We start from the raw sequence: 22,396 nt of genomic DNA, 5'->3' as shown, positions 1-22,396 counted from the left end.
AGTCATGCGTAAATACCTGACCGGACTTTGGGCCTGCATCCGAACCGGTACAGACTTCGATACGGCCAAGCTTTTCAGCGAAAAACATCTCGCGAAAGCTTGACCGGTAACAGAGTATCTACAGGGGTTGTGTGGTGTGAGGGGCCTGTAGCAGCGGTGCAAGCCGCGTCGGCGGACAAGGTGATCTGTCTGATACCCCGCGGTGCATCCAGACGCGGCTCGCGCCGCTGCTACGGGGATTTTGCGTTGCTCAGGCTTGTATTACCCCTACGTCAAGGTCACCATCAGCGCACCCTGCGTTCCGCTGTGAGCCGATATGCCGACCCAGCCTCCCGAACACCCTCGCGATCCCTGCGCGCCTGACGAGCCGAATGCTCCCGATACGGCCGAGCGCTTGCAGCTGGCCCTCGACACCGGGGCGATCGTGGGCACCTGGGTGTGGGATGTCGCAGCCGACCACTTCAGTGCCGACGACCGCTTCGCTCGTACCTTCGGCCTGTCCGCCAAGGTCTGCGCACAAGGCCTGCCGCTGGAAGAGGCCATGGCCGGCGTTCACCCGCAGGATCGACCCCGGGTCGAAGCGGCCGTGTTCGAGACGCTCGGCAACGGCGGTCATTACCGCTGCGAGTATCGAGTGCTGCAAAGCGATGGCAGCTATCGCTGGATCGAAGCCAACGGCCATGTGGAATTCGACGCAGCCGGCCGACCGCAGCGCTTTCCCGGTGTCCTGCTGGACATTCAGAAGCGCCGCGCCGCCGAGGCCGAACGCGATCGCATGACCCACCTGCTGCGCACCTTCACCGCCGCCGTGCCGGGTGTGGTCTACGCCAAGGATCGCCAGGGGCGGATGCTGGTGGCCAACCGCGGCACCAGCGAACTCATCGGCAAACCGCCCGAGCAGTACATCGGCCGCACCGACCTGGAGTTTCTGGAAGACAAGGTCCAGGCCAGGGTGATCATGGAGACCGACCGGCGCATCATGGAAGGCCGCCACACCCAGGAAGTGGAAGAAGAAGTCCGCCTTCCCGACGGCACGGCGGCGACCTGGCTGTCGCTCAAGACGCCCCTGGTGGACGAGGACGGCGAGGTCATCGGCTTGATCGGCTCGTCCATCGACGTGACGGCACGCAAGAAAGCCGAGGCTGCCGTCATGGAGCTGAACCAGACCCTCGAAGAGCGCGTGCGCATCGCCATCGCCGAACGGGAAAAGGCCGAGGCGGCGCTGCATCAGGCGCAGAAGATGGAGGCTGTGGGCCAACTGACCGGCGGCATCGCCCACGACTTCAACAACCTGTTGGCGGGCCTGTCCGGAAGCCTGGAGTTGATGCACATGCGCCTCAAGCAGGGGCGTATGGATGATCTGGAACGCTACCTGAACGTGGCCCAGGGCGCGGTCAAGCGCGCCGCGTCGCTGACCCATCGCCTGCTGGCGTTCTCCCGTCGCCAGACCCTGGCGCCGGTGCCGACCGACGTCAACGCGCTGATTCGTGGCCTGGAAGAATTGGTGCGGCGTTCTGTCGGACCGGCCATCGAGTTGAGTGTGCGCGATACCCCCGCGTTATGGACCGCCCTGATCGATCCGACGCAGTTGGAAAACGCCTTGCTCAACCTGTGCATCAACGCTCGCGACGCCATGCCTGCGGGTGGCCGCATCACCATCGAAACCGCGAACCAGTGGTTGCCCTACAGTGACGAATACAACCACGAGGTGCAGGCGGGGGAGTACCTGGTGCTACACGTCACCGACAACGGCTCGGGGATGACCGACGAGGTGATGGCCAAGGTGTTCGAGCCGTTCTTCACCACCAAACCGGTCGGCGAGGGCACCGGCCTTGGCTTGTCCATGATCTACGGATTCGCCCGGCAATCCGGCGGACTGGTGAAGATCCAGTCGCAGCCAGGCCACGGCACTACGGTCAGCCTGTACCTGCCCAGGCATTGTGCCGGCATGGATGTCGCCCCCGTCGATACGGGTCATGCGCCCATCGAAACGGGGGGGGCCGGCGAGACGGTGCTGGTGGTCGACGACGAGGCATCGGTGCGCGACGCTGTGGCCGAGTTGCTGGAAAGTCTGGGCTATGTGGTCCTGCAGGCCGCAGACAGCGCTCAGGGGCGCGACCTGCTGCAGTCGACGGTGCGCATCGATCTGCTCGTGACGGACGTGGGCCTGCCGGGCGGCCTGAATGGCCGGCAGATGGCAGAACTGGGGCGGGTGACTCGACCTGGACTGCCTGTGCTGTACATCACCGGCTATGCGCAGAACCTGACCCTGGACCAATGCCATCTGCAACCGTGCACCGAGGTGCTGACCAAGCCGTTTGCGCTGGAAGCGTTGAGCGAGCGGGTGCGCACCCTGATCACCCAGCGTCAGCCTTGAAACCGGTTCTGCGGACATTAAAAAGCCCCGCCATGGCGGGGCTGCACACTACCAGCAGGCTCATCGGGTCAATCTGGCATTCAGGATCGCGTCGCGCACCAGCGGACGGCAGGCTTCGACAAAAGCAATCAACTGACTGGCCGGGATCGAGCCCAATGCACTGACAGGGGTGTGGCGGATGGTGTTATATTCCTGCGCTGACATGGCGGATACCTCTCAAGGTTTCATTCGATGTGTCACCCGAGCCGCCGGGACTCTCACCTCCCGGTGGCTCTCTTTTACTTGGTTCGCCAGGCACGCAAAAGCGTTCAATATTTAAGATGGTCAGTCGCCGTACGGTATGTTAGGCCCCTTCTGATCCTCCCTTCGCCGCACCCATTCAACCTTGCACGAACACCAATGCCTTGAGGCCACTGGCCGGATCGATGTCGGCAAACTCCGGCGGATTGTCCAGACGTCGCTCCAGACGCAGGCCCGGCGCCTCGCGACGCAATTCCTCGACGAGAAACTCCGGGCCCAGCGCCGGATCGTTCATGCAGGCCAGTACCACACCCGATTCGCTGAGCAGTTCCGGCAGACGACGCAGCACCCGCTGGTAATCCTTGGTCAGCAGAAAGCTGCCTTTCTGGAACGACGGCGGGTCGATGATGACCATGTCGTATGGGCCGTCCCTGCAGACTCGCGCCCAGGACTTGAACAGATCGTGCCCCAGGAAACTGACCTTGCCCAGGTCGTGACCATTGAGGTGATGGTTCTCACGTCCCCGGCTCAGGGCGGCGCGCGACATGTCCAGGTTCACCACATGGGCGGCGCCACCGGCGATCGCGGCCACGGAGAACCCACAGGTGTAGGCGAACAGGTTGAGCACCCGTCGGCCCTGGGCGTTCTCCCGTACCCAGTCGCGGCCGTAGCGCATGTCCAGGAACAGCCCGTTGTTCTGCTTGCGCCCCAGGTCGATACGGTAGTGCAGACCGTTTTCGGTCAGGATCGCCTGCTCTTGCGCCTCGCCGACCAGCCATTGCACGTCGCTGCAGGGTAGGTAGCGGTGTTGCAGGGCAAGGCTGCGCGCGCCGCTGCTGGCCCACTCCGGCGAGTCGCCCAGTTGAACCAGTAGATGTTGCAAGGCGGTCAGTTGCTCGGGCGGCGGCTCCTTGAACAGCGACACCAGCACGATGCCCTGCAGCCAATCGACCGTCAGTTGCTCAAGCCCTGGCCAGCGCCGTCCGCGGCCGTGAAACAGCCGGCGGGTTTCCAGCGGTGGCTGCGTGAGGGCCTGAAGCAGGTGTTGGTGCAAGGTGGCGAGGGCGTCGGCGTTCATGGTTCAAATCACGGCTGCAAAGGGCCGGCATTCTACGTCAGCTCAGGTACTTTTCGAACCAGCCCAGAGTACGCTCCCAAGCCAGGTCGGCTGCGGCCTTGTCGTAGCGAGGGGTGGAATCGTTGTGAAAGCCATGGTTGGCGCCGGGGTAGATGTATGCCTCGTAGGTCTTGCCGGCGGCCTTGAGCGCCGCTTCGTAGGCCGGCCAGCCCTCGTTGATGCGTGTGTCCAGCTCGGCGAAATGCAGGAGCAGGGGTGCCTTGATCTTCGGCACATCCTTGGCATCGGCCTGGCGACCATAGAAGGGCACCGCGCAGGCCAGCTCCGGATAGGCCACCGCCGCGGCATTGGAGACGCCACCGCCATAGCAGAAGCCGGTCATGCCGACCTTGCCGGTGCTGCCCTCATGCTGCATCAGCCATGGAATTGCGGCGAAGAAGTCGTTCATCAACTTGGTCGGGTCGACTTTCTCCTGCAAGGCTCGGCCCTTGTCGTCGTTGCCGGGGTAGCCGCCGACCGAGCTCAGCCCGTCGGGCGCCAGCGCCATGTAGCCAGCCTTGGCGACCCGTCGCGCGACGTCTTCGATATAGGGGTTCAGGCCACGGTTTTCGTGCACCACCACCACGCCGGGGACCTTGCCGGTCGCCTGGGCCGGCCGCACCAGATAGCCACGCACCTGGCCGTGACCGTTCGGCGACGGGTAGGTGACGTACTCGGCAATGATCTGCGGGTCGGTGAATTCCACCTGCTGGGCCAGCGCGTAATTAGGGCTCAGGCTGGCCAGCAATGCGCCCGCGGTCAGCCCACCGAAAGTGAACAACGCGGCGCGGTCGAGAAACTCGCGGCGGTTGATCTTGCCGTGAGCGTAGAAGTCGTACAGCTCGAGCAGCTCGGGGGAGAAGTCTTTGGCACTGAGGCGATCCATCGGGTACTCCTGTCGCAGGACAGTGGACGGTAAGGGTTGCACTCATTAAAGCAGCGTTTTGCCACCCGGCCACCGCTTCATGCGTCAGCGCCGATGCATCAGCTTCCAGTGATCTGCGACCTGGCCCATGGTCTTGGCCTCGCCACTCTTGAGCCAGGCCATGAAGGCGCGGTCGAAATGAAAGCTGGGGCCGCAGGCCTCGGTGAGGAAGCGCCGCACGTTCTGCGTGTTGCGATAGCCTCGGTCCAACGGGGTGTAACGAGTGATGGGCGCGCTGTGCCAGTCGAAGTTCATGAATCGCTATCCTTGGCGAAAAAGGTTGGGAAGGCGTGCCTGGATGATGGCACTGCACACGACGGCCTAGTGTAGCGCCATCCTGCATCGGGCACTGTTCCTGCGCCGCGTTTTGCCTCAGAGTCCGTAAATCGCCAATAGTGCCAAACGTCGATGGAAAGATCATGAGCGAAGACCAGTGGACCCAACGCATGCAAGACAACGGCTGGCTGTGGAATCCCGCCCAGACCGGCGCCCAGGCGCCTTGCCTGATCCTGGCGCACGGTGCCGGAGCGCCCATGGACAGCCCGTTCATGAACGCCATGGCCGAGCGTCTGGCGGCCACCGGTGTCAGCGTGGTGCGCTTCGAGTTTCCCTACATGGCCCAGCGCCGCAGTGGCGGCAGCAAACGTCCGCCCAGCCCGCAGGCAAGCCTGCTGGAGAGCTGGCGGCAGGCCTACGCCCTGGTGCGTCCCCTGGTGACCGGAACCCTGGCGGTGGGTGGCAAGTCCATGGGCGGACGCATGGCCAGCCTGCTGGCCGACGAATTGGACGCCGATGCGCTGGTGTGCCTGGGATATCCGTTCTACCCGGCGGGCAAACCGGAGAAACCGCGCGTCGAGCACCTGGCCAAGCTGCGCACGCCGACCCTGATCATTCAGGGCGAGCGCGATGCACTGGGCAACTGCGAGACGGTGGCGGGCTATGAACTGTCGGAAGAGATCGAAATGTACTGGCTGAGCGCGGCCGACCACGATCTGAAGCCGTTGAAGGCCTCGGGGTTCAGCCACGACCAGCATCTGCAGACCGCTGCCGACCGGATCGTGGCTTTTCTGTCCTGATCTGCAGGCTGGACGCGCGGGCTGCCGTGAAGGCGGCGCCGCGCATCCAGAGGCCGATCAGCGGTTGAAGCGCTCCACCAGCGAGTACTGGCTGTTGGCGGTCTTGGTCAGCTCTTCGCTGAGCAAGGCCGAGTTCTGCGCCTGCTCGCTGGTTTCATCGGCCAGGTGCGAGATGGTGGTGATGTTGCGGCTGATCTCCTCGGCCACCGCGCTTTGCTCTTCGGTGGCTGCGGCGATCTGGGTGGTCATGTCGGTGATGTTGGCCACCGCCTCGCTGATGCCGATCAACGCACGGTCAGCCTCAAGCACCCGGGCCACGCCATCTTCGGCCTGGCGGTGACCGGCATCCATGGTCTGCACGGCGTTGTTGGCGGTCTGCTGCAGCTTGGCAATCAGCCCGTGGATCTGTCCGGTCGATTCGCTGGTGCGTTGTGCCAGCTGGCGGACTTCATCGGCGACCACGGCAAAGCCGCGACCCATCTCGCCTGCGCGCGCCGCTTCGATGGCCGCGTTGAGCGCCAACAGGTTGGTCTGGTCGGCGATGCCCTTGATCACATCCACCACGCCGCCGATCTCGTCGCTGTCCTTGGCCAGCTGCGTCACGGTCTGCCCGGTTTCGCCCACCACCACCGACAATCGCTGGATCGCCTCGCGGGTTTCACCAGCGATGTCGCGGCCGCGACTGGTCAGGCGATTGGCTTCCTGAGTGGCATCGGCGGTGCGCTGTACATGGCTGGCGACCTCTTGGGTGGTGGCTGCCATCTGGTTCACCGCCGCGGCGACCTGTTCGGTTTCCAGGCGCTGACGGTCCAGGCCTTGGGAGCTCTGGTGAGCCAGGGCATCCGACTGCCGGGCCTGACCGGTCAGGTGTTCGGCGGTGTCCTGCAGACGGGTCAGGCAAGTCTTGAGGCGCGCTTCCTGACTGAGGATGGCCATTTCCAGACGCGCCTGGGCGCCGCGGCTGTCAGTGTACATCTGCGCGATGAGCGGGTCGGACGTGGTCTGATCCGCCAGCTTGAGCAGGCGCTTGATGCCGCGCTGCTGCCAGCTCAGGCCGATCAGGCCCAATGGAATCGACAGGCCTGCCGCCAGGGCGAAGCCCCACGACGTATTGAGCCAGGCGCCGATCATGAAGCTGATCTGGCTGACCAGAATGAACGGCAGCCAATCCTGTACCACCGGCATCCAGCGATCGCGGCCGGGTACTGCGGATTTGCCTTTGTTCAACCGTTCATAGAGCGCCTGGGCCCGGCGTATCTGCTCGGCGGTCGGCTTGACCCGAACCGATTCGTACCCCACCACCTGCTTGTTTTCCAGCACCGGGGTGACGTAGGCATTGACCCAGTAGTAGTCGCCGTTCTCGCAACGGTTCTTGACGATACCCATCCACGGCAGACCCTGGCGCAGGGTCGCCCACATGTGCTCGAACACCGCCGGCGGGACGTCCGGATGGCGCACGGTGTTGTGCGGCGCGCGAATCAGCTGGTCCCGGGTGAACCCGCTGATCTCCACGAACGCATCGTTGCAGTAGGTAATCATTCCTTGAGTGTCGGTCGTAGAAATCAGGCGCTGTTGAGCAGGGAAAGTCCGTTCGCGCTGAGTGATAGGCTGATTGTTACGCATGAGTGTCCATTCATTCCGTGGGGCTTTGACAGGTTCTCGGCCAAGTCGGAAAAAGGTTGAATCGAATTTCGGCAGGAGCGGGGGCGGGGGGGGGCGTGCGCTGTCAGGCCAAGGGCGAAGCGTGCGCATCGCCTTGGGCCAGGAAGGGGTCAGAGGGCCTGGACGACGGCGTTCATGTGCGCCTGCAGGTCGGCGATCGGGTCATCGCTTTCCTCGGCCAATACCAGCAGTTTGCTACCTGCGGCGGTGATGGCCGCCTTGACCGCTTCGGGGGGTTGCCGATGGTCGATGACCAGAGCGACGTCGTTGTCCTTGAGCGTCGTGCTCAGGTTCTCCAGTTGCGCGGCATCCCATTGCTCGTCGGTGAGCGCCTGGGTGGCGACAGTGTCCAGGTTGAGGCCGGCGGTCAGGTAGGCGAAGCGGTCGCTGAGGCTGATCACGCTGACATTGTCGACCTTGGCCAGGCGGGCTTCGCTGTCGGCGCTGAGCTTGAGCAATTGCTGCTTGAGCGCGGCCAGATTGGCATCGATCCGCGGCTTGGCGGCGGGTGCCAGACGCACCAGATCGGCGGCCATGACATCGGCCATGCGCCCCATGTTGTTGCTCGACAACCAGGGCTGGCTGTTCAGGCCACTGACGCCGGGCTGGACGGCGATACCGGGCAGTACCCCGTCCACCGGGCGCGCCGCGTCGATCTCGACGATGCGAATGTTACTGCGGCGTGCCAGCGGGTACAGCGAATCGTCGGGCCACAGCGAGCGCAATCCGATCACCGCATCGGCGGAACTGGCCAGGCCGGCCAGGGCTTCTGCACCGCGGCCGGTGAAATAGGCATTCTGCCGGGAGCCGGGCAGGTTGGCCGCGGCTGCACGCTGCAGCTGCACGCCGCTGTCCTTGAGCAGCAGCTGGCCCAGGCCGTAGGTGATCGGCAGGCTGGCGAGGACTTTCACCGGCTCGGCGGCGAAGGCGGCGGGGGCGAGCACCGCACACAGGGTCAGGGCCGCTGTCAGTTTGCGCAGAATAGGCATTTATCCGATGTTCCCTCTGAGGCTGGGCAAGGTGCCGCGGGCGATGGCGGCGAGGGCGAAGGCCACGCCTGCGACCAGAATGATGGCGGCGCCGGAGGGTACCGGCAGATCGAAGAGGATCGGCAGCAGGATCCCGCACAGCGTGCTCAGCGTGGCGATGATCACCGAGATCCAGAAGAACCCCTTCAGCGACTGGCTCAAGAGCCGCGCCGCCGCTGCCGGTATCACCAGCAGCGCACCGACCAGGATCGCGCCGATGACCTTGACCGCCGCCACGGTGATCAGCGTCACCAGAATCACGAACAGGTAATCCAGCGCTTTTACCGCCACGCCGCGTACGGCGGCCAGTTGCGGGTTGAAGCTGGCCAGCATGATGCGGTTGTACAGCGGCAGGCTCAGGCTCAGCACCAGCGCGCCGACCACGGCCAGTACCAGCAGGTCGTTGCCGTTCACCGTCAGCACCGAACCGAACAGCACGTTCTCGAGAATGTGCACGTTGATCTTGCCGGCCAGGGTCAGCAGCAGGCTGGCTCCCAGGGCCAGGGATACCGAGAGGAATACGCCGATCAGGGTATCCGGCGCCAGGCCGGTGCGGTTGCGCAGGTAGTTGAGCACGATGCCGAACAACAGGCAGTAGCCGAACAGGCTGCCGTAAGGGCCGGTGTAGGGTTCGCCGAGCAGGATGCCGATGGCCACGCCCGTCAGTGCGGCATGGCCTACCGCTTCGGAGAAGAACGCGAAGCGCTTGACCACCACCAGGGTGCCCAGGCCGCCCAGGGCCGGACCGATCAGCAGGCCGGCGATCAAGGCGTTGACCACGAACCCGTAGGCCAGCGCAGCGGGCAGGTAACCGTCCGAGGCCAGGCCCTGGATGGCCAGACGAAACTGTTCGTAGTCCATCAGGCGAGGCCTCCGGCGCGGGGATGGGTGGAGAACAGCGTCAACAGTCGGCCCGGCGTGAGTGCCTCGGCCGGTGTGGCGTCGAACAGCACGCGGCGGTTGAGCCCGGTGACCCGGTCGGCCAGGCGCTTGACCGCTTCCAGGTCGTGCTCGATCCACATCACCGTGATGCCGGCCTGCTGCCAGTCCAGCAGCAACCGCTCGAACACCTGGATACCAGCCTCGTCGAGGGCAGACATGGGTTCGTCGAGAATCAGCAACTGCGGCGCCGGGATCAGGCCTTGCGCCAGCAGCACGCGTTGGCGTTCACCGCCCGACAGCGCGCCCATGCGACGTTTGCGCTTGTCCTGCATGCCCACGCGTTCGAGCGCTTCGCCAATGGCGCCGGCATAGTGCCGGGAGAGGCCGAGAAACGCCGGCCGACGCTGGCACATGGCGGCCATGAAGTCGTCGACCGTCATCGGCAGGCCACGGTCGAATTCCAGCGCCTGCGGCACGTAGCCGATCACACCGGGACTGCCCGGCCATTGCAGACTCAGTTGCCCGCGGTGGGGCATCTGCCCCAGCAGGGTCTTGATCAGCGAGCTCTTGCCACCGCCGTTGGGCCCGACCAGCGCATGTACGCTGCCGCTGGCCACGCGGAAGCTGACATCGTCGAGAATCTGCGTACGGCCCAGCACCAGGCCGACCTGATCGAAATCGATGGCTGGTCCGCAGTGAGCCAGAGCGAAGGGTTCGGCCGCGGTCATGCGCCGGCCTCCTGAATCGCCCGTACCACGGTGTCGAGGTTGCCGCCCATTTCCTTCTCGTACTTGTCGGCGCTGTATTGGCCATAGGAAATGTGCGAGAGCGGGTACATCTTGACGCCCGATTCGCGCTGGATGGTTTCGACGTAGGTCGAGGGGAAATCCATCTCCGAGAAGATCACCTTGACGTCCAGTGCCCGCAACTGGTCGATGGTCTTCTTCAACTGGCTGGGGCTGGGTTCGATGCCATGGGCCGGCTCGACCACGGCAGTGACTTCCAGACCGAACTCGCGCAACAGGTAGTCATAGGCCGCGTGCACCGTGGCGACCCGCAGCTCGGCGTTGGGTGCCTGAGTCAGCTTGGCCAGGGCATCGGCACGCAGCGTGCGCAGGCGCTTGCCGTAGGCACGTGCATTGGCGGTATAGAACCTGGCGTTGTCCGGATCGAGCTTGCCCAGTTCGCGGGCAATGTTGTTGACCTGAGCAATGGACGCGCTGATGGACAGAAAGGTGTGCGGGTTGACCACCTTGCCGGCGCCGCGGGCCATGGTCCCGGTGGCGGCCAGCAGCGGCACGTCGGCATTGGCCTCGATCACGGCGATGTCGGGCTTTTCGCTGGCTTCGATCATGCGGTCGGCGAAGTCGTCATGGCCGACGCCATTGAGCACGACCACGTCCAGGCTGCCGATGCGCTTGATGTCCTCGGCTCGAGGCTCGTATGCATGGGGGTTGAACCCGGCCGGGATCAACGGCACCACCTCGGCCTTGTCGCCGACGATGTTCGCCACATAACTGTAGTAGGGGTGCAGGGTGATGCCGATGCGCAGCGGTTTGCCGTCGGCGGCCCAGGCGGTGCTGTTGAGCAGGGTGCCCAGGACTGCGACGGACAGGAGTCGCAGCAACGGACGGCGGGCGATAGATCGGGGCATGAAAAATCCTGGGGAAGAGGGCGTATTCAATGGCGGTGCTGGCGGGTGACACCGGTGTCGAACTGGGCGATCACCTGTTGCCAGCCGGCGGCGGCGAGCGTCTTGTCATCCATCTGCGAAGGTGTGCTGGCCGAAGAAGCGCGATTGATCCAGACATCCGCGTCGGGCCCGTTCACTCGTAGCAGGAACGAACCGGCCACCTCGGGTGCCTGGCTCAGGCCCACATAGGAGCTCTGAACCATTTCCCACGCATGACTACCCCGGCTGACCGAGCTGGCGTCCTGGGCGAAGGGTGCGAAGCCTTCGCTGGCCAACTGCGCAGGCGTCACCGGTTCGGGCTGTTCCTCGGCGAGCAGGCGCACCTCGTCCAGGGTCACCCGCAAGTCGGCGTAGATGCCCTGTTCGGCAGGCGTCAGGTCGCGCCGTGCGTCGAGCTGATGGGCCGGCACCGCCACGGGCTCGTGGCTGACACCGTGCCAGGCCACCACGCCGGCTGCGGCCAGCAGGATGAACAGGCAGAGCAGGCCGACGTAGAGGGTTTCATGACCCGCCCCGGCAGGGCGGACGATCTGGGTGACCGGCGTACTCATGGTGCTTGGATGTCGGCTTGGTCGATTTCCACGACATGGCCGGGACCGGCATCGAACAGCACATAGAATTCGGCATCGGGACGCTTGAAGGTCACCGTCGAATCGCTGCCCAGCTTGCCGGGCACCAGAATGCTTTCGTCATAGCCGACCACGTCCAGGGTCACCCCCGGCGCGCCGCTGCCATCGGAGAACCCCCCTGTGCAGCGAATCTGCTGATCGTCGATCTGCTTGCATTCGCACATGGGGTTGTGGGCCAGGGCAACACCGCTGCAGGCGGCGGCGAGCAGCCCGAGCATGAGGGCGGGCCAGCGGGTGAATGAAACGCGGATCATGGTTGGATTCCTTGGCGGTTCTTCAGCCAGGCCACCGTTGCGGGCGACGCCTGGCTCAAGGGAATGGAGGTCTGATGCATGGAGCCGTCCCAGCCTTCCATGGTGATCCACAGCTGCGCATCGGTCTCGGTTTTGCTCGGCACCGGCAGGCCGGCGAACATGCGGTAGCCGCTGCCGAAGAAGATCACGCCCGCAGCCCTCAGGCTGCGCGGCTTGCCGATGCGCAGGTAGGTAGCCTTGACCTGATCGATGCAGGACTTGCACAGGGCAGCGGTGAAGTACTTGATGTCCTGACCGCTTTCGGCAGTCGGGCCTTCGATGCGGCGCTCGGCCAGGGTCAGGCTCCAGGGCCCGACGGCGATGTCGCCGACGGTGCGTTCGCCCAGGCCGCTGTCACCGCGATCCATAGCGTTTTCGGCGAAGTAGTGCGGCATGAAGCCGAGTGGAATCAGCACCAGCAACACGTTGATGTGGAAGCGCCACTTGCGCCAGAAACGCGACAGCGGCGAGGGCGAAGGGGCAGTGACGACTCGGCTCACAGGCTGCGCTCCGCGGTGGTATGGGCCATTGGACGCAGGTCGCCGACGGGCATCTGCGCGGCTTCCTGGCGATTGCTGCGCTTGAACGCCTGTGCGGTCGCCAGGGCCGTGCGCTTGCTCCAGATCATCAGGCCGCTGAGCACCATCATGCTCAGCAGCAGGCCGAAGAAGGCCCAGATGAGTTTGATCCACAGGCCCCCGAAGTCACCGGTGTGCAGCGGGCGCATGGATTCGGTGACGAATTCCAGCGGGTTGCGGTCGCCCAGCAGGTGCGAGCTGATCAACTGCCCCGTGTAGGGGTTGATGGTGGCGGTTTGGAACATCAGCGGGTACCAGCTGCGACCGCCGACTTCCATCGGGCTGTAGGCATTGAGCGGCAGGGACACGTAGCTGGCATCCAGGTCGGGCACCTGCTGCTTGACCACGGCAATCGCCTGTTCGACCGGAATCATCGGTGCCGGGGTGCCATTGGCCACCAGCGGTACGTCGGCCCGCGCGATCACCGAAGTCACCGGTGAATAGCTGGAGATGCTGATCTGGTTGTCGTAGAGGATGGCGCGAATCAGGAACCACACGCCGGTGATCGCGATCACGGCGATGAACCAGATCGACCAGATGCCACTGAGGCGGTGGAAATCGCCCCAGAACACCCGGGCGCCCTGGTTCAGGCGCAGGGTGGGCTTGAGGAAGCCCTTCCAGAACTTCTTGTAGACCACCAGCCCGGTGATCAGCGACACCAGCAACGGCAGCCCGAGGAACGACACCAGGTACCAGCCCCAGGAGAAACCGTTGGTGAAGGGCACCAGCCACCAGCCATGCAGGGCGCGGGTGAAGGCCGGGAAATCGAATGCCGGACTGACGCCTTGCAGCGCGCCGGTGTAGGGGTTCACGTAGACCGTGGGTGAACGGCCGTCCGGGTAGGTCACGCTGGCGTTGACCGCGAAGTAGTCGCCGTCCGGATGGGTGAGGTTACTGACGCGCAGTTCGGGGTGATCGCGCTGGATGGCGCTCATCAACTGGTCGTAGTTCAAGGGCTGGGCGTCATCGGACGGCTTGTTGGCGCGCATTTCCGGGTTGATCAGCCACATGATTTCGGTGCTGACCACCGCCAGCGTGCCGGTGACACAAACGATCAGCACGAAGAACCAGATCGGCAGGGCCAACCAGCTGTGCACCAGAAACCAGATTTTCGAGCGGGATTTCTTGGACATGGGAAAACGTTCTCGATTCACGACACCGACAGCCGCGCGGGCAGGCTGCGGTTCCTGCGAACAGGTGGCCACCGATTTGGAAGGCCGCTATTGCACTGGATAAACAAGAATGAGAACAAGAACCAAATGAATATGAGGCGCGTTTATTTGAAACCGAATGTTTCAATCAGGTTGAGGCCCCCGGACGCGGCTTGCGCCGCTGCTACAGAAACTTGAGATCCCTGTAGCAGCGGCGCAAGCCGCGTCAGCGTCACATGCGGTGTCGCAGATTCGCCACGTACATAACCAACCCGTGGCTTAATCACACCACCGGATTACCAATCAACTGACGCAGCACATAATGCAGGATCCCACCGGAGCGGAAATACTCCACCTCATTGAGTGTGTCGATCCGGCACAGCAGCTCCACGGTTTCTTCCTGGCCACCTTCGCGACGGATGAGCAGGTCCAGACGCATGTGGGGCTGCAGATGCGCACCCGTCAAACCAACGATATCCAGCGTCTCCTGCCCGGTCAGCCCCAGGCTCTTGCGGCTCTGGCCGTTGGTGAATTGCAGCGGCAGCACACCCATGCCGACCAGGTTGGAGCGGTGGATGCGCTCGAAGCTCTCGGCCACCACGGCCTTGACGCCGAGCAGGTTGGTCCCCTTGGCCGCCCAGTCGCGGCTGGAACCGGTCCCGTACTCCTGACCGGCAACGACCACCAGCGGTGTTCCCGCTGCCTGGTAGCGCATGGCTGCATCGTAGATCGGCAGTTTTTCGCCCGTCGGAATGAACAGGGTATTGCCGCCTTCTTCTCCCCCGAGCATTTCGTTGCGGATGCGGATGTTGGCGAACGTGCCGCGCATCATCACTTCATGGTTGCCACGGCGCGAGCCATAGGAGTTGAAGTCTCGCGGTTCCACGCCCTTTTCGCGCAGGTAACGTCCAGCGGGACTGTCGGCCTTGATGTTGCCGGCGGGGGAGATGTGGTCAGTGGTCACCGAATCCCCCAGCAATGCCAGAGTGCGGGCGTCCTTCACGTCGGCGATGACCGGGGCCGGACCGGCAATGTCCTCGAAGAAAGGCGGGTGCTGGATGTAGGTCGAATCCGCCTGCCATACATAGGTGGGCTCTTGTGACACCTCGATGGCCTGCCACTGTGCATCACCAGCGAAGACTTCGGCGTACTCCTTGTGGAACATGGCCGTATCGACCTTGGCCACGGCGTCGGCGATCTCCTGCTGAGTCGGCCAGATGTCGCGCAGGTAGACCGGCTGACCATCGATGCCGGTGCCCAGCGGTTCGCTGCTGATGTCGGTGCGCACACTGCCGGCCAGGGCATAGGCCACCACCAGTGGCGGCGAAGCCAGCCAGTTGGTCTTCACCAGCGGATGCACCCGGCCCTCGAAGTTGCGGTTGCCCGAGAGCACCGAAGCGACGGTCAGATCGGCGCTCTGGATCGCCTGCTCGATGGGCTCGTCCAGCGGCCCCGAGTTGCCGATGCAGGTGGTGCAGCCGTAACCCACCAAGTCGAAGCCCAAGGTGTCCAGGTATTGGGTCAGGCCGGCTGCCTTGTAGTAGTCGGTCACCACCTTGGAGCCCGGAGCCAGCGACGTCTTGACCCAGGGTTTGGTGGTCAGGCCTTTTTCGACCGCTTTCTTGGCCACCAGCCCGGCAGCCATCATCACGCTGGGATTGGAGGTGTTGGTGCACGAGGTAATGGCGGCGATGACCACCGCCCCGTGTTGCAGATTGTGCGTCTGGCCACGCCAGGTGTAGGGCGTGCCTTCGGTCTGGTCGGCATTGCCCACGGCCACGCCACCGCCACCTTCGCTTTCCAGGCGGCCTTCTTCCTTGCTGGTCGGTTTGAGCTGCAGACCGATGAAATCGTTGAACGCTGCGCTGACCTTGGGCAGTGCCACGCGGTCCTGGGGACGCTTGGGGCCCGCCAGGCTGGCCTCGACCTCGCCCATGTCCAGCGCCAGGGTATCGCTGAATACCGGCTCCTGGCCGGGCAGGCGCCACATGCCCTGGGCCTTGCAGTAGGCCTCGACCAACTGCACCGTCGCATCCGGCCGACCAGACAGGCGCAGATAGCTCAGGGTCACGTCGTCCACCGGGAAGAAGCCGCAGGTCGCACCGTACTCTGGCGCCATGTTGGCAATGGTCGCGCGGTCGGCCAGAGGCAGATCGGCCAGGCCGTCACCGTAGAATTCGACGAACTTGCCGACCACGCCTTTCTTGCGCAGCATCTGCGTCACGGTCAGCACCAGGTCGGTGGCGGTGATGCCTTCCTTGAGCTTGCCAGTGAGTTTGAAGCCGATCACTTCGGGGATCAGCATCGACACCGGCTGGCCGAGCATGGCCGCTTCGGCTTCGATGCCGCCGACGCCCCAGCCCAGCACGCCCAGGCCGTTGATCATGGTGGTGTGCGAGTCGGTCCCCACCAGGGTGTCGGGGAAAGCGTAGGTGCGGCCGTCCTCATCCTTGGTCCAGACCGTACGGCCCAGGTACTCCAGGTTGACCTGGTGGCAGATGCCGGTACCCGGTGGCACCACGCTGAAGTTGTCGAACGCGCTCTGGCCCCAGCGCAGGAACGCATAGCGCTCACCGTTGCGCTGCATTTCGATGTCGACGTTTTCTTCGAACGCCTGTTCGCTGGCATAACGGTCGACCATCACCGAGTGGTCGATCACCAGATCCACCGGCGACAGCGGATTGATCCGCTGTGGATCGCCACCGGCCTTGGCCACTGCGGCGCGCATGGCAGCCAGGTCGACCACGGCCGGCACCCCGGTGAAGTCCTGCATCAGTACGCGCGCCGGGCGGTACTGGATCTCGCGGTCGGAGCGGCGCTCATGCAGCCAGTCGGCGAGGGCGCGCAGGTCATCACCGGTGACGGTCTTGCCGTCTTCCCAGCGCAGCAGGTTTTCCAGCAGCACCTTGAGCGACATCGGCAGTCGTTGCAGATCGCCCAGGCTCTTGGCGGCTTCGGGCAGGCTGAAGTAGTGATAGGACGTGCCGGCAACGTCCAGGGTGTTGAGGGTTTTCAGGCTATCGAGGGAAGGCATCTGTCAGCTCCTTTTCGGGCCCGCACGGCACGGGCTGAATAATCAGGTTCTTTCAGTGAGGGACTTCCGGTACATGCCGGGGGTTCCGATTTCCTTTATCATGCGCCGATTTCGGCCCCAGGCAGTGAAAGTCTCTTTATGAATACGTTGTTTATGCATTGCCGCCCCGGCTTCGAAGGCGAGGTCTGCTCGGAGATCGCTGAACACGCCGCACGGCTGGGGGTTGCCGGCTATGCCAAGGCCAAGCCGCAGACCGCCTGCGCCGAACTCATCTGCCACGAACCGGCCGGTCCGGCACGGCTGATGAGCGAGTTGCGGTTTAGTGACTTGATATTTCCCCGGCAGTGGGCGCGTGGCGACTTCGTGCAGCTGCCCGAGACCGATCGCATCAGCGTGCTGCTCGAACAGCTGTCGTCCTATCCAGTCTGCGGGAGCCTGTGGCTGGAAGTGCTCGACACCAACGATGGCAAGGAGCTGTCGAACTTCTGCAAGAAGTTCGAGGCCCCGCTGCGCAAGGCCCTGCTCGGTGCTGGCCGTCTGGTGGATGATCCCCACCTGCCGCGCCTGCTGCTCACCTTCAAGAGCGGCCGCGAAGTCTTTCTCGGGGTGGCCGAGGCGGGCAACTTCGCCATGTGGCCGATGGGCATCCCGCGGTTGAAATTCCCCCGCGAAGCGCCCAGCCGCTCGACCCTGAAGCTGGAGGAGGCGTGGCACCACTTCATTCCCCGCGAGCAGTGGGACGAGCGCCTGCACGGCGACATGACCGGCGTGGACCTGGGCGCCGCGCCGGGTGGCTGGACCTATCAACTGGTCCGCCGCGGCATGCTGGTCACCGCCATCGACAACGGGCCAATGGCGCAGAGCCTGATGGACACCGGCCTAGTCACTCATCTGATGGCCGATGGCTTCACCTACAAGCCAAGGCAGACCGTGGACTGGATGGTCTGCGACATCGTCGAGAAGCCCGCGCGCAACGCTGCCCTGCTGGAAACCTGGTTGGGCGAGAACCTCTGCCGCGAAGCGGTGGTCAATCTGAAGTTGCCGATGAAGCAGCGCTATGCCGAAGTGCGCCGGTTGCTCGACCGTATCGAGGATGGCTTCAAGGCCCGTGGCATCAAGGTCCAGATCGGCTGCAAGCAGCTGTACCATGATCGCGAGGAAGTCACCTGCCACCTGCGCCGACTCGACAGCGTCCGACGCTGACCCCCGATGCGCCGCGGCGAGGGGTCGCACTGTGCGTCGGGCCTGTGCTGCGCCGCTACACTGTCCGTCTCGACCGTCTGCCTGAATGCCCGCTTGATCTGGAGTTTTTCATGACCCAAACCCTGTCTGCCGACCACACCCTGGATGCGACTGGCCTGAGCTGTCCGGAGCCGGTGATGATGCTGCACCAGCACGTGCGCGACCTGCCTGCCGGTGGCCTGCTCAAAGTCATCGCCACCGACCCCTCGACTCGCCGCGACATTCCCAAGTTCTGCGTCTTCCTGGGCCACGAGCTGGTGCAGCAAGAGGAGGAGGGCGGTACCTACCTCTATTGGATCCGCAAGAAAAGCGACTGATCGTCCCAGCCCGGCCCGTGTGCGGCACACATACCCAGTTGCAGGCGAGCTGGGTATAATCGCCCCCTTTTTTCCAGGTGCCTGGCCATGTTGTCTGAAATTCACGCCTTTCTCGGCTGCCCCACGCCCGATGCCTGGGTCCAGGCCGCGCTGGCCGACCAGCACACCTTGCTGATCGACCACAAGAACTGCGAATTCAAGGCAGCGTCCACGGCCCTGAGCCTGATCGCCAAGTACTGCACCCACGTCGATCTCATCAACATGATGTCGCGCCTGGCGCGCGAAGAGCTGGTCCATCACGAGCAGGTTCTGCGCCTGATGAAACGCCGCAAGATCGAGCTGCAACCGCTGTCGGCAGGCCGCTATGCTTCTGCGCTGCGCAAGCAGGTGCGCAATCACGAGCCGGTCAAGCTGGTCGACACCCTGGTGGTCGGCGCCTTCATCGAGGCGCGCAGCTGCGAGCGCTTCGCGGCGCTGGTTCCGCATCTGGACGAAGAACTGGGCACCTTCTACAACGGCCTGCTGATGAGCGAGGCGCGGCACTACCAGGGCTATCTGAAACTGGCCCATCAATACGGCGATGCCGCCGACATTGCCCGCACCGCCGACAAGGTCCGTGTGGCCGAAGCCGAATTGATCGAAAGTCCCGATCCGGAATTTCGTTTCCACAGCGGCGTTCCTGCCTTCGCCTGACCGCGCCTGTGCGGCGCATTCGTTGCGCCGCTTCTGACTATCCCTCCTTCAATACACACATGATCTGCGCGTCATGCCAGTCCGCGTGTTGACACACTGCATCTTGACGTTTACGTTAACGTAAAGCATCTGGAACAGATCCACGTGAGCACTCTCTACAGCATCTCCGAAATATCCCAACTGCTGGACGTCACGCCCAGAACGCTGCGCTTCTACGAGGAGCAAGGCATGGTGGCGCCCACGCGTCGGGGGCAGGAACGGGTCTACTCGGCGCGCGATCTGGTGGCCATGAAGTTGATCCTGCGGGGCAAGCGCATCGGGTTCTCCCTGGCCGAATGCAAGGAGCTCATCGACATGTACGACCCCTCGGGCAACCGCAAGCAGCTCGACCGGTTCCTGGAGAAAATCGCCGAGCGCAGGGCGCAACTGCAGCAGCAGATGCTCGACATCGAACAGATGCAGGTGGAACTCGACACCGCCGAGGAGCGGTGCCGCGTGGCCTTGCAGACCTGATCGCTGCTAGGCATTCCCTGCGATCTTCTCGACCTTCTTGATCTCCTTGATAAATACAAAAAAAGCGAGTGATGAACATGATTTCAGTACCGGGACTGGATTTCTTCCTTGGCGAAGACATCGACATGCTGCGCGATTCGGTGGCGGCCTTCGTGGCGCGCGAGATCACCCCGCGCGCCGCTGAAGCCGATCGCAGCGACCAGTTTCCAGCCGACCTGTGGCGCAAGTTCGGCGACATGGGCTTGCTGGGCTTGACCGTGCCTGAAGAGTGGGGCGGGACGGGCATGGGCTATCTGGCGCACATGGTTGCCATGGAGGAAATCTCCCGCGGCTCGGGCGGCATCGGCCTGTCCTACGCGGCCCATTCCAATCTGTGCGTCAACCAGATCAACCGCAACGGCAGCGCCGAGCAGAAGGCGCGTTTCCTGCCCAGGTTGATCAGCGGGGAGCACATCGGCGCCCTCGCCATGAGCGAGCCGAACGCCGGTTCCGATGTGGTTTCGATGCGCCTGCGTGCCGACCTCAGGGGCGACCGCTACGTGCTCAACGGCACCAAGATGTGGATCACCAACGGCCCGGACTGCGACGTGCTGGTGGTCTACGCCAAGACCGACATGGCGGCCGGCGCCAAGGGCATCACCGCGTTCATCGTGGAGAAAGGCGCGCCGGGCTTCAGCGTCGCGCAAAAGCTCGACAAGCTGGGCATGCGCGGTTCGCACACCGGTGAACTGGTGTTTCAGGACGTCGAGGTGCCGGTGGAGAACGTGCTCGGCCAGCCGGGGCAGGGGGTGGGCGTGCTCATGAGTGGTCTGGACTACGAGCGCGCCGTGCTCAGCGCGGGGCCATTGGGCTTGATGCAAGCGGCCATGGACCTCGTGCTGCCCTATGTTCACGATCGGCAGCAGTTCGGCCAGAGCATCGGCGAATTCCAGCTCATCCAGGGCAAGCTCGCCGACATGTACACTACCCAAGAGGCGTGCCGCGCCTACCTCTATGCGGTCGGTCGGCACCTGGATGGGCTGGGCCAAGCGCCGATCCGTCAGGTCCGCAAGGACTGCGCCGGGGTCATCCTGTATGCCGCCGAAAAAGCCACCTGGCTGGCCGGCGAGGCCATTCAGATCCTCGGCGGCAACGGCTACATCAACGAGTTTCCTGCCGGGCGCCTGTGGCGCGACGCCAAGCTCTACGAGATCGGCGCAGGCACCAGCGAGATACGCCGCATGCTGATCGGTCGTGAACTGTTCGAGCAGACGCGCTGACGTTTTTCGCTGCCCCTCCCATCGGTGCCGTACCCGCACAGGAAATGCCCATGGCCATTCTCCACAGTCAGGTCAACACACGTTCAGCCGACTTCTTCGCCAACCGCGAGGCGATGCTGCAGCAACTCGATACGCTGCAGCGGTGCGCAGCGCAGATCCATCAGGGCGGTGGCGAAGCTGCCCAGGCGCGCCATGTCGCCCGCGGCAAACTCCTGCCACGCCAGCGCATCGATGTGCTGCTCGATCCCGGCTCGGCGTTCCTTGAAGTCGGGCTGCTGGCCGCTCACGAGGTGTACGGCGAACAGGTCGCGGCCGCCGGACTGATCACCGGCATCGGCCGGGTGTCCGGCGTCGAATGCATGATCATCGCCAACGATGCCACGGTCAAAGGCGGCAGCTATTACCCGCTGACCGTGAAGAAGCATCTGCGCGCCCAGGAAATCGCCCAGCACAACCGCTTGCCCTGCCTGTACCTGGTCGATTCCGGCGGCGCCAACCTGCCGCGCCAGGACGAAGTGTTCCCGGACCGCGAGCACTTCGGGCGGATCTTCTTCAATCAGGCCACCCTCAGCGCCCAGGGCATCGCCCAGATCGCCGTGGTCCTGGGCTCGTGCACGGCCGGGGGCGCCTATGTGCCGGCCATGAGCGACGAAACCATCATGGTCCGCGATCAGGCAACCATCTTTCTCGCAGGTCCCCCCCTGGTCAAGGCGGCCACCGGGGAGGTGGTCAGCGCTCAGGCGCTGGGCGGCGCCGACCTGCACTGCCGGCAGTCGGGGGTCGCCGATCACTACGCGGAAAACGATCAGCATGCGCTGGCCATCGCCCGTCGCTGCGTTGCCCGCCTGAACTGGCGCAAGCAAGGGTGGCTGGCCTGCGTCGAACCCTTGCCGCCACGCCATGCGGCGGATGAGCTCTACGGCCTGGTGCCCACCGACCCGAAGCAGCCCTTGCCGATCTACGAAATCATCGCGCGCATCGTCGACGACTCGGCCTTCGACGAGTTCAAGGCGCTGTTTGGGCCGACCCTGGTCTGTGGTTTCGCCCACATCCACGGCTACCCCGTGGCGATTCTGGCGAACAATGGCGTGCTGTTCGCCGAAGCTGCGCAGAAGGGCGCGCATTTCATCGAGCTGGCCTGCCAGCGCGGCATTCCCCTGGTGTTCCTGCAGAACATCACCGGGTTCATGGTCGGCCAGAAATACGAGGCCGGCGGCATTGCCAAGCACGGCGCCAAGCTGGTCACAGCAGTGGCCTGCGCGCAGGTGCCCAAGTTCACCATGATCATCGGCGCCAGCTACGGCGCGGGCAATTACGGCATGTGCGGGCGCGCCTATGATCCGCGTTTCCTGTGGATGTGGCCGAACGCGAAGATCGGCGTGATGGGCGCTCAACAAGCGGCTGGCGTGTTGGTGCAGGTCAAGCAGGAGCAGGCGCAGCGCCAGGGACAGGCGTTCAGCGACGAACAGGCGCGGCAACTGGCTGAACCCCTGGTGGCGCAGTACGAGCAGCAGGCCCACGCGTTCTATTCCTCGGCGCGGCTGTGGGATGACGGGGTGATCGATCCGGCGCAGACCCGAACGGTGCTGGCACTCGGGCTTTCGGCGGCGCTGAACGCGCCGGTGGCCGAAACCCGCTTCGGCGTCTTTCGCATGTAGCCCATGCACTCATCAGGAATCGGGGAACA

General features: G+C 64.2%; 22 protein-coding genes. 8 read left to right on the top strand and 14 right to left on the bottom strand.

The window, feature by feature from the left end; all coding sequences use genetic code 11:
* Positions 1 to 316 precede the first annotated feature (316 nt).
* The gene (locus QMX89_RS15435) at positions 317 to 2,377 is read left to right on the top strand and encodes a PAS domain-containing sensor histidine kinase (RefSeq protein WP_282348863.1); all 2,061 of its coding nucleotides are present in this window, start codon (positions 317 to 319) and stop codon (positions 2,375 to 2,377) included.
* 60 nt (positions 2,378 to 2,437) lie between these two features.
* On the opposite strand, the gene QMX89_RS15430 is transcribed toward QMX89_RS15435, so the two are convergent.
* The 4 genes from QMX89_RS15430 to QMX89_RS15415 all read right to left on the bottom strand — a co-directional run bounded on the left by QMX89_RS15430 (position 2,438) and on the right by QMX89_RS15415 (position 4,914).
* A complete protein-coding gene (locus QMX89_RS15430) occupies positions 2,438 to 2,581 on the bottom strand; it encodes a hypothetical protein (RefSeq protein WP_156463138.1) in 144 nt (47 codons plus the stop codon).
* A gap of 175 nt (positions 2,582 to 2,756) precedes the next feature.
* Positions 2,757 to 3,695, bottom strand: a complete 939-nt coding sequence (locus QMX89_RS15425) for a class I SAM-dependent methyltransferase (protein WP_282348862.1) — start codon at positions 3,693 to 3,695, stop codon at positions 2,757 to 2,759.
* Between the two features lie 37 nt (positions 3,696 to 3,732).
* Positions 3,733 to 4,620: a YghX family hydrolase gene (gene yghX, locus QMX89_RS15420; RefSeq protein WP_049859086.1), complete on the bottom strand. Its 888-nt coding sequence runs from the start codon at positions 4,618 to 4,620 to the stop codon at positions 3,733 to 3,735.
* 84 nt (positions 4,621 to 4,704) lie between these two features.
* Positions 4,705 to 4,914, bottom strand: a complete 210-nt coding sequence (locus QMX89_RS15415; protein ID WP_043188013.1) for a DUF6434 domain-containing protein — start codon at positions 4,912 to 4,914, stop codon at positions 4,705 to 4,707.
* 164 nt (positions 4,915 to 5,078) lie between these two features.
* On the opposite strand from QMX89_RS15415, the gene QMX89_RS15410 reads away from it, so the two are divergent.
* Positions 5,079 to 5,735: an alpha/beta family hydrolase gene (locus QMX89_RS15410; RefSeq protein ID WP_282348855.1), complete on the top strand. Its 657-nt coding sequence runs from the start codon at positions 5,079 to 5,081 to the stop codon at positions 5,733 to 5,735.
* A 57-nt stretch (positions 5,736 to 5,792) separates the two neighbouring features.
* On the opposite strand, the gene QMX89_RS15405 is transcribed toward QMX89_RS15410, so the two are convergent.
* From QMX89_RS15405 to acnA, 10 genes are all read right to left on the bottom strand, one after another.
* Positions 5,793 to 7,358: a PAS domain-containing methyl-accepting chemotaxis protein gene (locus tag QMX89_RS15405; RefSeq protein WP_090357289.1), complete on the bottom strand. Its 1,566-nt coding sequence runs from the start codon at positions 7,356 to 7,358 to the stop codon at positions 5,793 to 5,795.
* A 149-nt stretch (positions 7,359 to 7,507) separates the two neighbouring features.
* A complete protein-coding gene (locus QMX89_RS15400; RefSeq protein ID WP_282348853.1) occupies positions 7,508 to 8,386 on the bottom strand; it encodes a zinc ABC transporter substrate-binding protein in 879 nt (292 codons plus the stop codon).
* Complete coding sequence (locus QMX89_RS15395; RefSeq protein WP_282348870.1) at positions 8,387 to 9,289, bottom strand: metal ABC transporter permease; 903 nt, start codon at positions 9,287 to 9,289, stop codon at positions 8,387 to 8,389.
* Positions 9,286 to 10,035 carry a metal ABC transporter ATP-binding protein gene (locus tag QMX89_RS15390; protein ID WP_282348852.1) on the bottom strand — a complete coding sequence of 250 codons (750 nt, stop codon included), beginning with the start codon at positions 10,033 to 10,035 and terminating at the stop codon, positions 9,286 to 9,288. The genes QMX89_RS15395 and QMX89_RS15390 overlap by 4 nt, the downstream gene beginning before the upstream one ends.
* Positions 10,032 to 10,961, bottom strand: coding sequence for a metal ABC transporter substrate-binding protein (locus tag QMX89_RS15385; RefSeq protein ID WP_049859092.1), 930 nt, complete (start codon positions 10,959 to 10,961; stop codon positions 10,032 to 10,034). The genes QMX89_RS15390 and QMX89_RS15385 overlap by 4 nt, the downstream gene beginning before the upstream one ends.
* 26 nt (positions 10,962 to 10,987) lie before the next feature.
* Positions 10,988 to 11,551, bottom strand: coding sequence for a DUF6162 family protein (locus QMX89_RS15380; RefSeq protein WP_122741823.1), 564 nt, complete (start codon positions 11,549 to 11,551; stop codon positions 10,988 to 10,990).
* A complete protein-coding gene (locus tag QMX89_RS15375; protein WP_192000009.1) occupies positions 11,548 to 11,847 on the bottom strand; it encodes a hypothetical protein in 300 nt (99 codons plus the stop codon). The genes QMX89_RS15380 and QMX89_RS15375 overlap by 4 nt, the downstream gene beginning before the upstream one ends.
* A gap of 32 nt (positions 11,848 to 11,879) precedes the next feature.
* Positions 11,880 to 12,422, bottom strand: a complete 543-nt coding sequence (locus tag QMX89_RS15370) for a thiamine pyrophosphate-binding protein (RefSeq protein WP_282348851.1) — start codon at positions 12,420 to 12,422, stop codon at positions 11,880 to 11,882.
* Positions 12,419 to 13,633 carry a PepSY domain-containing protein gene (locus QMX89_RS15365; protein ID WP_282348849.1) on the bottom strand — a complete coding sequence of 405 codons (1,215 nt, stop codon included), beginning with the start codon at positions 13,631 to 13,633 and terminating at the stop codon, positions 12,419 to 12,421. Before QMX89_RS15365 ends, QMX89_RS15370 begins: the two co-directional genes overlap by 4 nt.
* Positions 13,634 to 13,934: 301 nt before the next feature.
* Entirely contained in the window at positions 13,935 to 16,685 is a 2,751-nt protein-coding gene (acnA, locus tag QMX89_RS15360) for an aconitate hydratase AcnA (RefSeq protein ID WP_282348848.1), read from the bottom strand.
* Positions 16,686 to 16,823: 138 nt separating this feature from the next.
* On the opposite strand from acnA, the gene rlmM reads away from it, so the two are divergent.
* From rlmM to QMX89_RS15330, 6 genes are all read left to right on the top strand, one after another.
* A complete protein-coding gene (rlmM, locus tag QMX89_RS15355; protein WP_282348847.1) occupies positions 16,824 to 17,888 on the top strand; it encodes a 23S rRNA (cytidine(2498)-2'-O)-methyltransferase RlmM in 1,065 nt (354 codons plus the stop codon).
* Positions 17,889 to 17,998: 110 nt separating this feature from the next.
* Positions 17,999 to 18,244 carry a sulfurtransferase TusA gene (gene tusA, locus QMX89_RS15350; protein WP_049859099.1) on the top strand — a complete coding sequence of 82 codons (246 nt, stop codon included), beginning with the start codon at positions 17,999 to 18,001 and terminating at the stop codon, positions 18,242 to 18,244.
* An 87-nt stretch (positions 18,245 to 18,331) separates the two neighbouring features.
* Entirely contained in the window at positions 18,332 to 18,937 is a 606-nt protein-coding gene (gene miaE, locus QMX89_RS15345) for a tRNA isopentenyl-2-thiomethyl-A-37 hydroxylase MiaE (protein WP_282348846.1), read from the top strand.
* A gap of 144 nt (positions 18,938 to 19,081) precedes the next feature.
* Positions 19,082 to 19,450, top strand: coding sequence for a MerR family DNA-binding transcriptional regulator (locus tag QMX89_RS15340; protein WP_056843100.1), 369 nt, complete (start codon positions 19,082 to 19,084; stop codon positions 19,448 to 19,450).
* Between the two features lie 80 nt (positions 19,451 to 19,530).
* Positions 19,531 to 20,709, top strand: a complete 1,179-nt coding sequence (locus QMX89_RS15335; protein ID WP_282348868.1) for an isovaleryl-CoA dehydrogenase — start codon at positions 19,531 to 19,533, stop codon at positions 20,707 to 20,709.
* Positions 20,710 to 20,759: 50 nt separating this feature from the next.
* Positions 20,760 to 22,367 carry a carboxyl transferase domain-containing protein gene (locus tag QMX89_RS15330; RefSeq protein WP_282348843.1) on the top strand — a complete coding sequence of 536 codons (1,608 nt, stop codon included), beginning with the start codon at positions 20,760 to 20,762 and terminating at the stop codon, positions 22,365 to 22,367.
* Positions 22,368 to 22,396 lie beyond the last annotated feature (29 nt).

This window comes from Pseudomonas sp. PS01301, from assembly GCF_029960215.1.
GTDB lineage: Bacteria > Pseudomonadota > Gammaproteobacteria > Pseudomonadales > Pseudomonadaceae > Aquipseudomonas > Aquipseudomonas coleopterorum.
Note: the sequence above shows the minus strand (reverse complement) of the source record. Positions and strands in the feature narration are given on the sequence as shown.

Bases quoted from the DNA above. Each gene is read 5' to 3' on its own strand.
- QMX89_RS15435 (WP_282348863.1), top strand. From the start codon at position 317: ATGCCGACCCAGCCTCCCGAACACCCTCGCGATCCCTGCGCGCCTGAC.
- QMX89_RS15430 (WP_156463138.1), bottom strand. From the start codon at position 2,581: ATGTCAGCGCAGGAATATAACACCATCCGCCACACCCCTGTCAGTGCA.
- QMX89_RS15425 (WP_282348862.1), bottom strand. From the start codon at position 3,695: ATGAACGCCGACGCCCTCGCCACCTTGCACCAACACCTGCTTCAGGCC.
- yghX (WP_049859086.1), bottom strand. From the start codon at position 4,620: ATGGATCGCCTCAGTGCCAAAGACTTCTCCCCCGAGCTGCTCGAGCTG.
- QMX89_RS15415 (WP_043188013.1), bottom strand. From the start codon at position 4,914: ATGAACTTCGACTGGCACAGCGCGCCCATCACTCGTTACACCCCGTTG.
- QMX89_RS15410 (WP_282348855.1), top strand. From the start codon at position 5,079: ATGAGCGAAGACCAGTGGACCCAACGCATGCAAGACAACGGCTGGCTG.
- QMX89_RS15405 (WP_090357289.1), bottom strand. From the start codon at position 7,358: ATGCGTAACAATCAGCCTATCACTCAGCGCGAACGGACTTTCCCTGCT.
- QMX89_RS15400 (WP_282348853.1), bottom strand. From the start codon at position 8,386: ATGCCTATTCTGCGCAAACTGACAGCGGCCCTGACCCTGTGTGCGGTG.
- QMX89_RS15390 (WP_282348852.1), bottom strand. From the start codon at position 10,035: ATGACCGCGGCCGAACCCTTCGCTCTGGCTCACTGCGGACCAGCCATC.
- QMX89_RS15385 (WP_049859092.1), bottom strand. From the start codon at position 10,961: ATGCCCCGATCTATCGCCCGCCGTCCGTTGCTGCGACTCCTGTCCGTC.
- QMX89_RS15380 (WP_122741823.1), bottom strand. From the start codon at position 11,551: ATGAGTACGCCGGTCACCCAGATCGTCCGCCCTGCCGGGGCGGGTCAT.
- QMX89_RS15375 (WP_192000009.1), bottom strand. From the start codon at position 11,847: ATGCTCGGGCTGCTCGCCGCCGCCTGCAGCGGTGTTGCCCTGGCCCAC.
- QMX89_RS15365 (WP_282348849.1), bottom strand. From the start codon at position 13,633: ATGTCCAAGAAATCCCGCTCGAAAATCTGGTTTCTGGTGCACAGCTGG.
- acnA (WP_282348848.1), bottom strand. From the start codon at position 16,685: ATGCCTTCCCTCGATAGCCTGAAAACCCTCAACACCCTGGACGTTGCC.
- rlmM (WP_282348847.1), top strand. From the start codon at position 16,824: ATGAATACGTTGTTTATGCATTGCCGCCCCGGCTTCGAAGGCGAGGTC.
- tusA (WP_049859099.1), top strand. From the start codon at position 17,999: ATGACCCAAACCCTGTCTGCCGACCACACCCTGGATGCGACTGGCCTG.
- miaE (WP_282348846.1), top strand. From the start codon at position 18,332: ATGTTGTCTGAAATTCACGCCTTTCTCGGCTGCCCCACGCCCGATGCC.
- QMX89_RS15330 (WP_282348843.1), top strand. From the start codon at position 20,760: ATGGCCATTCTCCACAGTCAGGTCAACACACGTTCAGCCGACTTCTTC.